The following is a 12,525-nucleotide window of genomic DNA, read 5'->3' on the forward strand; positions in this document are numbered from 1 at the left end:
TATCAGATTTCCCTCCGATTTTCCATGGCCTTGGACAAGGTTACCTCATCAGCATACTCCAAATCTCCCCCTACAGGCAGCCCGTGAGCTATGCGGGTGACCTTGATGCCCATGGGCTTTAAGAGCCTGGCCAGATACATGGCAGTAGCCTCTCCCTCTACATTGGGATTGGTGGCCATGATGATTTCCTTGACAGACTCATCTTCCAGACGCCCCAGAAGTTCCTTGATGCGTATATCGCCGGGCCCAACCCCTTCCAAAGGAGAAAGGGCTCCGTGCAGCACATGGTAAAGCCCCTTGTAATCTCTCATGCGCTCCATGGCTGCCACATCCTGGGGCTGCTCCACCACGCAGATGACAGAGTGATCACGCTCGGCAGAAGCACAGATAGCACAGGGATTGCGGTCACTTAGGTTGAAGCAGGTATTGCAGAAGCCTATCTTTTCCTTGGCCTCGATGATAGCCCCCGCCAGTGCCCTTGCCTCTCCCGCATCCATATCCAGTACATGATAAGCAAGGCGCACTGCCGTTTTGGCACCAATGCCCGGCAGTGCGCGAAAATGCTCTATGAGTTTTGCAAGGGGTGCAATGTGCTCCACTTAGAACAACCCCGGGGGCAGGCCAAGACCAGCCGTCATCTTCTGCATTTCTGAGGCCATCATGTCATCAACCTTTTTCACAGACTCATTGAAGGCAGCAGAGATGAGATCCTGCAGCATCTCCACATCCTCCGGATCTACAGCTGCCGGAGAAATGGTAAGCGCCTGCACGCGCTTCTCGCCGTCCATGACAATCTTCACGGCACCGCCGCCAGCAGTCACTTCCACAGTCTTGCGCTTCAATTCCTCCTGCATCTTCTTCATGTCGTTCTGCATCTTCTGGACTTTCTTCATCATACCGGCCATATTGCCCATATTGCCCATGCCACCAAACATTAGCAGACACCTCTCTTTTCTATCTTGATCAACTCTACTTAGACTACCAAAACCCATGGCGGTAGTCAACTGTTTTCCTCTTCCACAGCCACGATATTATCCCCGAAAACCTCCATGGCTTTCGCAAGAGCCGGTGGCCTTTCCTCCGGCGGAATCTCCACCCGGGGAGGTGATTCTATCTGCACCTCTGGTTCCTTCCTTGGACGGGGAGCAGGCGGCGGTGCCAGGGGAGCATCTTCACCTCTGGCCACCAGACGCAGGGCCCTTCCTGCCAGATTTGCCAGTATCTCCTCGCAAAGAGCCCTGTAGTTGCGGGCAGTCAGGGAAGCCATCAGGCTGTTGCCGAAAGCTATGACAAACTGGCTCTGGTTCATGCCCACAAAACGTCCCTGCTGCAGGCAGGCCAGCACAGGCGCCTTATTCCGGGCCTTAAGTTCCTGCAAAAGGCCATGCCAAAGCTGCACGCCAGACTCATCTGCCGTCAGCGCCCCCACCGGCTCTCCCGAAGAAGCAGTAGGACGGGGCTGTGCAGGACGGGCAGGCCGGGGCGCAGGCATAGCCGCCACCGGGGCAGCAGCTGCCGCTCCCTTGGCCAGGGCCGCCGTGACCTGTGCCAGTTTGGCCTCCAATTGGGCCAGTCTGGCCTCATCTGCCGGAGCAGCCACAGCCTGCACGGCGGCAGCCTCTCCATTCCCCTCCTCACGGCACAGGGAAAGCAACGCCACCTCCACCGTAATGCGGGGCTGTGGTGACCATTTCAATTCCGTCAGAGCCTCATGCAGCCGCCCTATCATCTGCATCAAGCGGTCCGCAGGGAAGAACTTCGCCTGCTCCTCCAGAGCCTCCTGCTTTTCCTCATAAAGGTCGAGCTGCTCCAAACTGCCTGCCGCCTGATAGATCATCAGGCTACGCAGATGCAGGGAAAGTTCCACCAGAATCTGCTTCAAGTCCTGCCCCTCCCGCAAGAGCTCTGCCAGGATTTCCAGCACTTCCTGGGTCTTTTTGCCAGCCAGGGCCGCCGTAAGCTTATAAATCCAGTCATGGCCCACCAGCCCCAGGATGCGCCGCACCCTGTCAGCCGTCACCGTGCCCTCGGCCAGAGAAGCACACTGGTCAAGAATGGAAAGGGCATCACGCAGGCCGCCGTCTGCCTGCAAAGCTATCATAGACAGCGCTTCGGGCTCTGCCTCTATATCCATGGACGCCACAATGTGAGCCATGCGCGCCTCGATTTCTTTCGCTGTGATGCGCCGGAAATCATAGCGCTGGCAGCGTGACTGGATGGTAGCCGGCACCTTGTGGGCTTCCGTAGTGGCCAGGATAAAGACCACATGTGCAGGAGGTTCCTCCAGGGTCTTCAAGAGAGCATTGAAAGCCTCCGTGGTGAGCATGTGCACCTCGTCTATGATGTAGACCTTGTATCTGCCATCCACCGGGGCGAAATTCACCGTCTCGCGCAAGTCACGGATTTCATCGATGCCACGGTTGGAAGCCGCATCGATTTCAAAGACGTCCATAGAGGAGCCATCGCCGATTTTCCGACAAGGCTCACACTCACCGCAAGGGTCAGGCGTAGGGCCTTGCTCGCAGTTCAAAGCCCGGGCAAAAATCTTGGCGGTACTGGTCTTGCCTGTACCCCGGGGGCCGGAGAAAAGATAGGCATGGCCAATGCGGCCGGAAGTGATAGCGTTGGACAGAGTACGACTGATATGCTCCTGCCCCACCAGATCTTTGAAGGTTTCCGGTCTCCACTTGCGATATAAAGCTACATAAGCCATGAACTCACCCCTAAACACACGAAAAGCAGCCTTGCGGCTGCTCATATCTGCTTTTTCACGTCGGACCACAGCCCTCAGGCGACCTCACGGCACAGTGAATGATCCGCTTATCGCTGCTTCCTTCCGGACCTGACGAGGTTCGCGGGATTCCCTTGCGCGAGACCCAAACGCTATGGCCCGACCTGAAAAAGCTTCCTGCTTCTTTACATAAGGCATTTAGATAAAAAAATGGCGGAGAGTCGGGGATTCGAACCCCGGATACAGTGTTCGCCGTATACACGCTTTCCAGGCGTGCTCCTTCAACCACTCGGACAACTCTCCACAATGCTCTACCAAAGAAGCTATTCAGTTTTTGTTGTTTGCGTCTGTCGCTTGCAACGATGATTATTATACGGGCTTTTAACACTACTGTCAACACCTTTTTTGAAAAAAGTTTAAAAAACTTTTCAGGCATTCAAAAAGGGAGCCTGCGCTCCCTTCATTCAAGCTCTATGAACTCCTCTGCCGACAGTACAGCTTCGAAGCTGCCAAAGGCAGTAATGACCCGCAGCCGCAGCTGCTCATTGCCAAAAGGCTGTACATTTTCCCCGGACTTTGGCAGGCCAAGTTCTGCTGTTAGCTTCTCCTTGGCCAGCTGGATAGTGAAAAGGCCGTTCACCACATTCAGCAGTTCCTCCACGCTGTCTATGGCCAGCTCGTCTATCTCCGGCAGCTCCTCCTGACTATAGCGCCTGGCAATTTCCAGAAACACATCATCGGTAGCAATGATGCCCGGCACGAAGCCCAATGCGCATTTCAGCGCCTGTGAGGTGCCGTGGTTTGGTTCCCAGGCCATTTCCGTTATGGACACAGGGCTGATGACTGCCTGGGTGGCGGCCATGCTCTGCAGCGAATCCAGAAGCAGCTCCATGTATTCAGCATATAGTTCCAGCCTGTCCTGAGTGGTATTTGCTGCCGCCCTCATGACTGCCGTCCTTACGGGTCTGGGGTCTACCTCCACATCATCGGAGAGATAACTCACCAACACGGACTCGTCAGTCTCTGCCTCAGCCAATATGTCCTGCATTTCATCCGTGGAGTAGCCTCCGCCATTCATCAGGCACTGTGCCACGTTGAAGTCAGCCATCCAGGCCCACCTTCTTCCGGATGGTTTCCACCACCTTCTGTATCTGCTCGCTCTTGTATGGTTTTTGGATGAATTCCATAGCTCCCATCTTGAGGGTAGTCATGAGTTTCTGGGGAGAGCCTGCCGAGGACAACATGACCACGGGAATCTCCGGGCTCACCTCCTTGATGACCTGCAGTGCCTCGATGCCTCCCACCTCGGGCATGACGATGTCAAGAAAGACACAATCAGGCATCTGCTGCAGCACTATCTCCACCGACTCTTTGCCGTTGACAGCCTCCAGCACCTCACAGTCCAGCTTCTCCAACTCCGTGCGGAGCTTCTTGCGCAGGAGCTTTGAATCATCGGTAATGAGTATCTTGAGTTTTCTATCCAAATTTGCCGCCTCCCCAGCTGCATACTGAGTTATGATTTAATTGCCATTTGCAGTGAATAATGTTTTAAGTGCTATATTCGTCAAACTTTCCCTATTTCCTCTCCCCTGCACAAAAAAGGCCTCTCCTTCAAAGAAGGAAAGACCTTAAAGATATTACCAGATGAAAAGACCGGTAATGCCTGCGGTAAGCAGCGACACCAGGATGCCGGAAAGCATCATGTAAGCCACATTGCGGGAAATGAGCTCATTCTTGCTGTCATCCACCATGCCCTTGAAGCAGCCGATGATCATGCCCAAGGTGCCGAAGTTGGCAAAGCTGGTGATGAAAGTAGTGAGCACGGCCTGCATGTGGGGGCTGAACTCGCCCATGATATCCTGCACATTCAGCATGACCACGAACTCGTTGGTGATGAGCTTGGTGCCCATGTACTGGGCCAGCTTGAAGGCCTCGGACACATCCAGGCCCATGAGCCAGGCAAAGGGGAACATGATGATGCCCAAAGTATTTTCCAAAGTGAACTCGGGGTGAATGAGCATCAGTACCTTGTCAATGAGAGCAGCCAGGGCCACAAAGGCGATGACGTTGGCGCAGATGATGAGAATCAGCCTGCCTGCCCCCAGGATGGAGTTGCCCAGGAAAGAGAAGAAGGGCTCCCTGCCCTGTCCGCCGTCTGTAACCTGTGCCACCGTGTCTTCTTCCTCGGAGATCTTCACGGGGTGCAGGATATTGGTGACAATCAGGGCATTGATCACGTTCAGAGGAATAGCGGTGAGGATGAACTCTGCGGGCATCATCTTGGTGTAGATGCCCACCATGGCAGCAGTGATGCAGCTCATGGACATCATGGCCAATGTCAGACAGCGGTCAGCCTTCATGCGCTTGAGCTGCAGGCTGGACACGGCCAGAGCCTCGGTGTTGCCCAGGAACATCATCTCAATGGCAAAGAAGGACTCGAACTTCGGCTGATGGGTGAGCACTGCCAGCCCCTTGCCGATCCACTTGATGATGAAGGGCAGCACGCCGATATAGGTGAGGATATCGAACATGGGCACTACCAGCAGAATAGGCAGCAGAGCGGAGGTGAAGAAGTTCATCTGCGGCACATTCACCCAGTCCGGAAAGGCAAAGGCAATGCCGTCATAAGCCACGCTCACCAGCCACACGAAGGCCGCCGCCGCACCGCTGACAATCTCACGTCCGATGGAGAAGGAGGTGAGGAACCAGGCAATGAAGAGATTCAGCAGAAGCAAGACTCCCACACCCCGCCAGTTGATGCGGTTGCGCTTCTTGGAAAGCAGGACGCCCACAGCCAGAAAGACCAGTACGCCCAGCACGTTGATGGCAAAATACATAATAAAAAACTCCCTTGATAAATTGTATGACTGCGACGAAAGTCACAAGTCCCATTGTCTCACAATAGGACAAAGGTGTCAATCCACACGCCCAATCTAATGATTTACTCTGTTGCAACTCATTAGATTAACCTATTTTTTCCGTCAATTCTGTCTAAAGGCAAGGCCGCCTCCAAGGCGGCCCTGTCAGTTACAGATCCTTCTCAGAAAAGGCAAAGGGCAGGACCTCTTCCAGGGTCACAACCTTCTTGTCTCCCTTGAGATTAGCCATGATAATCCTGTTTATCTTGAACTCTCCCATGACTTGGCGGCAGGCACCGCAGGGGGAGCAGGGACCTTCCGTGTCAGCTATGAGGGCGATGGCTTCAATCTCCCTCTCCCCCTCGGACACAGCTTTGAAGATAGCCGTGCGCTCGGCACAGTTGGTGACGGGATAGGAGGAATTCTCTATGTTGCACCCGCCGAAAACCTTGCCGGATTTCGTGAGCACTGCCGCCCCCACCTTGAACTTGGAGTACGGGCTATAGGAAAACTCCCTGTATTTCTTGGCAACTTCAATCAGTTCTTCATCTGTCATCTCAGTATTTCTCCACTTTATCTTTCTCAACACGGGCATAAACCAGGGGCTCCACAGCAGGCTTCTCGCTGCCGATAATCACGGCCTCGCGGTACATGCGCTCAGCTTCTGCCAGAGCTTCCTTCTTTGAAGTATAGAGGGTTACCAGGCTCTCGCCCTTCTTCACCTCATCGCCGGGCTTCTTGTGGATCACAAGGCCTGCGGAGAAGTCAATGTCGCTTTCCTTGGTCTCGCGGCCTGCCCCCAGCACCACGGAGGTCACGCCCACTTCCTCAGCGTTCATCCTGGTCACGAAGCCATCCTTGTCAGCCAGCACTTCCTGAGTGTAGGGAGCCTGGGCAAATTTCGTGTAGTCACGGAGCACGCTGTCATCGCCCCCCTGCTCTTTGACCATGGTGCAGAAAGCCTCGAAGGCGCTGCCATCCTCAATGACCTTCTCAGCAGCCTTGCGGCACTCATCCAGATCATCATGCACACCAATGAGGTAGAGCATATTGGCAGCCAGCTGCAGGCAGACTTCCGTGAGGTCCTTGGGCCCCTTGCCCTTCAGCACGTCCATGGACTCCATGACCTCCAGGCTGTTGCCGATGCCGTAGCCCAGGGGAGTATCCATATCTGTAATGAGAGCCATGGTGCGGCGGCCGGCACCCTCGCCGATAGCCACCATAGTCTGAGCCAGCTTGATGGAATCATCCAGGGTCTTCATGAAGGCACCGCTGCCGGTCTTCACATCCAGCAGGATGCAGTCAGAGCCTGCAGCCAGCTTCTTGCTCATGATGGAGGAAGCGATGAGGGGAATGCTGTCCACGGTAGCCGTCACATCACGCAGGGCATAGAGCTTCTTGTCAGCAGGCGCAAGATTGCCCGACTGGCCGATGAGGCTCATGCCGCACTTATTCACAGTATCAAAGAATTCCTTGCGGTCAAGGGTGGTACGGTAGCCCGGGATAGCTTCCAGCTTGTCCACCGTGCCTCCGGTATGACCCAGGCCGCGGCCGCTCATCTTGGCCACCTTGCCGCCGCAGGCAGCTACGATAGGAGATACCACCAAAGTAGTCTTGTCCCCCACGCCGCCAGTGGAGTGCTTGTCCACCTTCAGGCCCTCAATGGCAGACAGGTCAATCATGTCCCCGGACTTGGCCATGTTCATAGTGAGCTCGGTGATTTCCTCATCATTCATGCCCTTGAACCAAATAGCCATCAACATGGAAGACATCTGATAGTCGGGAATCTCTCCTTTCACATATCCCTCCACCATGAACTTTATCTCTTCATTGGTGAGTGCCTCACCGTGTTTCTTCTTGGTAATCAGGTCATACATTCTCATGGAAATCTCTCCCTTGATAAAATTCACTTAACAGGGCGCATAGCCTGCTAAGGCGTTCAGGTCAAAGGCATAGCAACGCTTCACTTGAAATTTTTCCTGCGGAAAAATTTCACACGTTCCGCTTATGCTATGTCTGCGACCCTCACTTACTTCACGATTCTGGCCAAAATGCTCTCGCCCTTGGTCTTAAGGTCTGCCCCGAACATATCGGAAATGGTGGCGCCAATCATGGCAAAGGTGGGATAGGTGCCCAGGTTCACGCCAGCCTTGATGTGCTCGCCGTAAATCAGCAGGGGCACATACTCACGGGTGTGGTCAGTGCCGGGAGCCCCGGGGTCGCAGCCGTGGTCAGCGGTAATCATGAGCACATCGTCCTCACGCATCTTGGCCATAAACTCGCCCAGCTGGCGGTCAAATACCGTAGCCGCTTCAGCATAGCCGTCCACATCACGACGATGGCCATAAGCCATATCAAAGTCCACCAAGTTCACGAAGCACAGGCCCTCGAAGTCCTCGTCCATGACCTTCAGAGTCTTTTCCATGCCATCCACGTTGTCCTTGTTGATGCCCAGGCTGCGGCTGATGCTGCGGCCTGCAAAGATATCGGAAATCTTGCCCACGCCGATAGTATCGAGGCCCTTGCGCTGCAAAGCGTCCATCATGGTGTCCCCCGTGGGATCCAGGGAGAAGTCATGACGGCGGGAGGTGCGCTGGTAGTTGGGGTACTCACCCACATAAGGGCGGGCAATGACCCGGCCTACCCCATGCTCTCCCTGCAGGATCTCACGAGCGGTCCTGCAGTAGCCATAAAGCTCATCCACCGGTACATCTGCCTCGTTGGCAGCAATCTGGAACACGCTGTCAGCTGAGGTGTAGACAATGAGGCCGCCGGTCTCCTCCTGCTCCCGGCCATAATCATTGATGACGGCCGTACCGGAGTAGGGCTTGTTGCAGAGGATTTTCTTGCCAAAGGCCTTCTCCAGCTTCTCAATCAAGTCAGCCGGGAAACCATCCGGGTAAGTGGGCATGGGACGCTCGGACACAATGCCTGCAATTTCCCAATGGCCCGTAGTGGTGTCCTTGCCACGGGAAAGCTCACGCAGGCGGGCAAAGCTGCCAATGGGCGTCTCCACAGGCTTGCCGCAGCCCACCCCGTCAATATTGAAGAGGCCCAGCTTTTCCATATTGGGCGTGGAGTATTTGGGCGAAGCCACGATGGAAGCCAGGGTGTTGCACTTCCCGTCTCCGAACTCCGCTGCATCAGGCTCCTGGCCAATGCCGTAGCTGTCCAGCACAATGATAAAAGCACGCTTGAACTTGCTCAATTTAGATAACCTCCTGCCAACCAGAGAATCAGATTTCGTCTTTCAGCACCTTCACAGCAGCGCTGGCCCCCAGGCGGGTGCAGCCTGCCTCGATAAAGGCTTCCATTTCCTCGCGGGTATGGATGCCGCCGGCTGCCTTCATCTGCACGCCCTCACCGATATGCTCCTTAAAGAGCCTGATATCCTCCAGAGTTGCTCCTGCAGTGCCAAAACCCGTGGAAGTCTTGATGAAGTCCGCGCCGCCCTCGGTGACGCACTTGCAAGCGGTAATCTTTTCCTCTTCCGTCAGGAAGCAGGTCTCCACAATGACCTTCAGCACCCGCTCGCCGCAGAGCTGCTTCAGGGCCTTGATTTCATCAGTTACGTATTTTGTCTCCCCGGCCTTGAGGGCTCCCACATTGATGACCATGTCGATTTCCTCGGCGCCATCAGCCAGGGCCTGGGCAGTCTCAGCTATCTTGGCCGCCGTATTGCAGTTGCCGTTGGGGAATCCAACCACCGTAGCTGCCTTCACGCTCTCGCCGTAGGTTTCCTTGATGCGGGCGATGAAGCAGGAGGGCACCATCACCGTAGCAGTGTGATAAGTCTTTGCCTCCTCGCAAATACGCTGTATCTCTGCCCAAGTTGCCGTCTGCTTCAAAAGGGTGTGGTCAACCCTTGCCAAAATCTCTGCTGCTTTCATTTTGCAGGCCTCCTTAAAATCGTAGGAACTATCACGAAATAAATTATACATCTTGCTTGCCCAAATTCCCCTAGGCTGCGTTGTCGTCAGTCGACGTAGCACCGCTACGTCTCCTTCCTTCGCCTTGCCTATGAAAATTTGTTCTGCGCCATCTGTACAATTTATCCCGCTCCAGTTCCTTGCGCCTTGTTTCTTTGTTGTTCTTATTGTATCTTTTTTTATCCCAAATAAAAAGGACACATGTCTGCATGTGCCCCAAAATCCGTAATTTTTTTATTTACAGAAGATTATTTAATATTCCAGATACTGCTGGCGCCTTGCCTCATATTCGCGCTCCAGCATGCCCAGAATAACCAGATTCTCGTACTTGCCATTGGTTATGATGGTATCGCGTATCAGGCCTTCCCTTACCATGCCTTCTGACTGATAGAGGTGCAGGGCTCTGGCGTTATAATCCTTGCAGTCCAGCCAGGCCCGGTGAAAGCCCAGCTCCCTGAAGGTCAGGGCCTTGATCAGCTTCATGGCCTCATGGCCGTACCCCTTGCCTTTCTCCCCCATGATGAAGTGAGTCCACTCCGCCTCCTTAGCCTCCGTCAGCAAGCCATTCATCAGGATATAGCCCACTGGCGTGCCGTCAGGTCTCTCCACGATGATATCCAGTGAAGCCTTCCCTTCCGTGATGATCTTATGATGGAAAGCCTCTTCAAAGGGCACGATGAACTTAAGGTTATCCGGTGCAAATTCCAGCTTCATGATATAAGGCAGATCACTCTCCTCCGCCCTCCTGAGCCTAAGCCGCGGCCCCTCTGCCAGAATTCCCTTTATCTTTTCCTCTGGAAAGCTGTATGTCAATGTTTCCACAATTATTCACCCTCATCTAAAATTTATTTATGAAAAGTTCCTAATGTAATCAATTTCTGCATATAGTATAATAGTAGTGTTATTCTATTGCAACTAGGGAGGACTTATCATGCTAGAACTATTGGGAATTTCCGGCTGGGACGAATTCGCCGGCCGTGTAATGATGCCCCTCTTGCCCCCGACCCTGGTGATGCTGGCATCCCTTGCGGTCGGCATAGCCATCAACAAGCTCCTGAACCGCCGCCTCAATCAGCATCTGCAAGGGGAAGAAGGCACCTGGACGCATCTGTTCCTGAATGCCCTCAGGGGAGTCCCTATTTCTCTCTGCCTCATCATAGGCCTTTACTGGAGCATCAGCCTCATTGACTTCATCCAGTCCTTCGTGAAGCTCTTCTCCTATATACTCTTTACGGTCATCGTGCTTTCCATCACGCGGGTCATAGCCCGCACCGTGTCCGGCTTCGTGGATATGCAGATAGCCAAGTCCAGGGACCTGCCCCGCACCACTCTTTTGAACGCCATCGTCAATGTCATCATCTACGCCATGGGCGTATTGGTGGTCCTGCAATACTACGGCATTTCCATCGCCCCCATCCTCACCGCCCTGGGCGTCGGTGGTATGGCCGTGGCCCTGGCCCTGCAGGAGACCCTGGCCAACATCTTCTCCGGCCTCCATCTGATACTCTCCAAGCAGCTGCGGCTGGGGGACTATATCAAGCTCAGCTCCAACGAGGAAGGCCGGGTCACGGACATCACCTGGCGCTTCACCACCATCACCCCTGTAGGGGACGGCAATATGGTGGTCATTCCCAACCAGAAGATCGCCTCCGCCATCATCACCAACTACAGCCTGCCCCGCAAGGATATCATCATCAAGATTCCCATTGGCGTAGCCTATGGCAGCGACCTGGAGCAGGTAGAGCGGGTCACGCTGGAGGTGGCTACCAAGGTCATGGAAGAAGTTGACAGGGAGCTTGACATCCCCCCCACCGTGAGATTCCACACCTTCGGAGAATCCTCCATCGACTTCAACGTCATCATGCACAGCAGCAACTTTGATCATCAGTTCCTGCTGAAGCACGAATTCATCAAGGCCCTGACCAAGCGCTACCGCCAGGAAGGCATCGAAATTCCCTTCCCCATCAGGACCATTGTGCAGAATAAAAGCGAATAAAACACGGGAGGCTTGCCCTAGAGCGGCCTCTTTTTTGTGTCCGGGCAGGAAATACGCCTTCCTTGCAGAAATGGTATGTGAGTCGGCAAGAAATCTATTCAGGAGGCTGAAAGCATGAGCATAAAGAAAATCGGCTTTATCGGCACTGGCATCATGGGAGCGGCCATGGCAGGTCATCTGCTGGCAGCAGGCTTTGAAGTCAGCGTCTACAACCGCACCAAGGCCAAGGCGGAAGGGCTCATAGAAAAGGGAGCCAGGTGGTGTGGCAGCCCCGGCGAATGCGCCAGGGGACAGGACGCAGTCATCACCATCGTGGGTTATCCCAAAGACGTGGAAGAAGTCTATCTGGGCAAGGACGGGATACTTTCAAGCGCCGGGGAAGGCGCCTATGTCATTGATATGACTACCAGCTCTCCCATTCTGGCAGAAAGGATCTTCACCGCGGCAAAGCAGAAAGGCATCCACGCCGTGGACGCTCCGGTGACCGGGGGCGATGTGGGAGCAAAGAATGCCACCCTATCCATCCTGGTGGGCGGCGAGGAAAGCTCCTTCGAGGCCCTGAAGCCCGTCTTTTCCGCCATGGGAAAGAATCTGGTCTACATGGGCAGCGCAGGGGCAGGGCAGAAAGCCAAGGCCTGCAACCAGATTGCCATTGCCGGGGCTTTGGCAGGGGCCTGCGAAGCCTATGCTTACGCCCAGGCTTCAGGACTGGATCTTGAGAAAACCTTCCAGGCTATCTCCGCAGGTGCCGCCGGCAGTTTCCAGATGTCAAATGTGGTGCACCGGGGCCTCGATGGTGATTTCGAACCCGGCTTCATGCTCAAGCACTTCGGCAAGGACCTGGCCATCGGCACTGAAACCTCCGCCGCCTATGGTGCCGCCCTGCCAGTGCTGGGACAGGTGCTCTCGGAAGTCAGGCAGATGGAAAGGCAGGGCAAGGGAGACAAGGGCACGCAGGCCCTGCTGTGGTATTATGGCTTAGATAAGTGAATCTGAAGGGGCTGGCGCAAA

13 protein-coding genes, 1 tRNA gene and 1 other RNA gene are annotated in these 12,525 nt (G+C 54.7%); 2 read left to right on the forward strand and 13 right to left on the reverse strand.

Annotation, left to right across the window (positions count from 1 at the left end; all coding sequences use genetic code 11):
* Positions 1 to 2 precede the first annotated feature (2 nt).
* The 13 genes from recR to P159_RS0101560 all read right to left on the reverse strand — a co-directional run bounded on the left by recR (position 3) and on the right by P159_RS0101560 (position 10,304).
* Positions 3 to 599: a recombination mediator RecR gene (gene recR / locus P159_RS0101505; RefSeq protein ID WP_029540749.1), complete on the reverse strand. Its 597-nt coding sequence runs from the start codon at positions 597 to 599 to the stop codon at positions 3 to 5.
* Entirely contained in the window at positions 600 to 935 is a 336-nt protein-coding gene (locus tag P159_RS0101510) for a YbaB/EbfC family nucleoid-associated protein (RefSeq protein ID WP_029540750.1), read from the reverse strand.
* Between the two features lie 65 nt (positions 936 to 1,000).
* Entirely contained in the window at positions 1,001 to 2,713 is a 1,713-nt protein-coding gene (gene dnaX, locus P159_RS0101515; RefSeq protein WP_029540751.1) for a DNA polymerase III subunit gamma/tau, read from the reverse strand.
* A gap of 69 nt (positions 2,714 to 2,782) precedes the next feature.
* An RNA gene (gene ffs / locus P159_RS19765) (signal recognition particle sRNA small type) lies at positions 2,783 to 2,882 on the reverse strand.
* 60 nt (positions 2,883 to 2,942) lie between these two features.
* Positions 2,943 to 3,034: transfer RNA gene (locus P159_RS0101520), tRNA-Ser, on the reverse strand.
* Positions 3,035 to 3,191: 157 nt separating this feature from the next.
* A complete protein-coding gene (locus P159_RS0101525) occupies positions 3,192 to 3,839 on the reverse strand; it encodes a hypothetical protein (RefSeq protein ID WP_029540752.1) in 648 nt (215 codons plus the stop codon).
* A complete protein-coding gene (locus P159_RS0101530; RefSeq protein WP_029540754.1) occupies positions 3,832 to 4,215 on the reverse strand; it encodes a response regulator in 384 nt (127 codons plus the stop codon). Before P159_RS0101530 ends, P159_RS0101525 begins: the two co-directional genes overlap by 8 nt.
* A gap of 153 nt (positions 4,216 to 4,368) precedes the next feature.
* Positions 4,369 to 5,568, reverse strand: a complete 1,200-nt coding sequence (locus tag P159_RS0101535) for a nucleoside transporter C-terminal domain-containing protein (protein ID WP_029540755.1) — start codon at positions 5,566 to 5,568, stop codon at positions 4,369 to 4,371.
* Positions 5,569 to 5,758: 190 nt separating this feature from the next.
* The gene (locus P159_RS0101540; RefSeq protein WP_029540758.1) at positions 5,759 to 6,145 is read right to left on the reverse strand and encodes a cytidine deaminase; all 387 of its coding nucleotides are present in this window, start codon (positions 6,143 to 6,145) and stop codon (positions 5,759 to 5,761) included.
* Between the two features lies 1 nt (position 6,146).
* Positions 6,147 to 7,472: a pyrimidine-nucleoside phosphorylase gene (locus P159_RS0101545; RefSeq protein ID WP_029540761.1), complete on the reverse strand. Its 1,326-nt coding sequence runs from the start codon at positions 7,470 to 7,472 to the stop codon at positions 6,147 to 6,149.
* 146 nt (positions 7,473 to 7,618) lie between these two features.
* Entirely contained in the window at positions 7,619 to 8,797 is a 1,179-nt protein-coding gene (locus P159_RS0101550) for a phosphopentomutase (RefSeq protein ID WP_029540762.1), read from the reverse strand.
* Positions 8,798 to 8,825: 28 nt separating this feature from the next.
* Positions 8,826 to 9,479 carry a deoxyribose-phosphate aldolase gene (deoC, locus tag P159_RS0101555; protein WP_029540764.1) on the reverse strand — a complete coding sequence of 218 codons (654 nt, stop codon included), beginning with the start codon at positions 9,477 to 9,479 and terminating at the stop codon, positions 8,826 to 8,828.
* Between the two features lie 291 nt (positions 9,480 to 9,770).
* Positions 9,771 to 10,304 (reverse strand): GNAT family protein, encoded by a 534-nt coding sequence (locus P159_RS0101560; protein ID WP_029540767.1) that lies wholly within the window; start codon positions 10,302 to 10,304, stop codon positions 9,771 to 9,773.
* 145 nt (positions 10,305 to 10,449) lie between these two features.
* On the opposite strand from P159_RS0101560, the gene P159_RS0101565 reads away from it, so the two are divergent.
* Both P159_RS0101565 and P159_RS0101570 read left to right on the forward strand, forming a co-directional pair.
* On the forward strand, positions 10,450 to 11,514 hold the full coding sequence (locus tag P159_RS0101565) for a mechanosensitive ion channel family protein (protein ID WP_051650043.1): 1,065 nt from the start codon (positions 10,450 to 10,452) through the stop codon (positions 11,512 to 11,514).
* Between the two features lie 114 nt (positions 11,515 to 11,628).
* Positions 11,629 to 12,504, forward strand: a complete 876-nt coding sequence (locus P159_RS0101570) for an NAD(P)-dependent oxidoreductase (protein WP_072004091.1) — start codon at positions 11,629 to 11,631, stop codon at positions 12,502 to 12,504.
* The last annotated feature ends 21 nt before the right edge of the window (positions 12,505 to 12,525 follow it).

The organism is Selenomonas sp. AB3002, assembly GCF_000702545.1.
Lineage (GTDB): Bacteria > Bacillota > Negativicutes > Selenomonadales > Selenomonadaceae > Selenomonas_B > Selenomonas_B ruminantium_A.

Coding starts and splice junctions, on each gene's coding strand:
- P159_RS0101510 (WP_029540750.1), bottom strand. CDS start 935: ATGTTTGGTGGCATGGGCAATATGGGCAATATGGCCGGTATGATGAAG.
- dnaX (WP_029540751.1), bottom strand. CDS start 2,713: ATGGCTTATGTAGCTTTATATCGCAAGTGGAGACCGGAAACCTTCAAA.
- P159_RS0101525 (WP_029540752.1), bottom strand. CDS start 3,839: ATGGCTGACTTCAACGTGGCACAGTGCCTGATGAATGGCGGAGGCTAC.
- P159_RS0101535 (WP_029540755.1), bottom strand. CDS start 5,568: ATGTATTTTGCCATCAACGTGCTGGGCGTACTGGTCTTTCTGGCTGTG.
- P159_RS0101540 (WP_029540758.1), bottom strand. CDS start 6,145: ATGACAGATGAAGAACTGATTGAAGTTGCCAAGAAATACAGGGAGTTT.
- P159_RS0101545 (WP_029540761.1), bottom strand. CDS start 7,472: ATGAGAATGTATGACCTGATTACCAAGAAGAAACACGGTGAGGCACTC.
- deoC (WP_029540764.1), bottom strand. CDS start 9,479: ATGAAAGCAGCAGAGATTTTGGCAAGGGTTGACCACACCCTTTTGAAG.
- P159_RS0101565 (WP_051650043.1), top strand. CDS start 10,450: ATGCTAGAACTATTGGGAATTTCCGGCTGGGACGAATTCGCCGGCCGT.
- P159_RS0101570 (WP_072004091.1), top strand. CDS start 11,629: ATGAGCATAAAGAAAATCGGCTTTATCGGCACTGGCATCATGGGAGCG.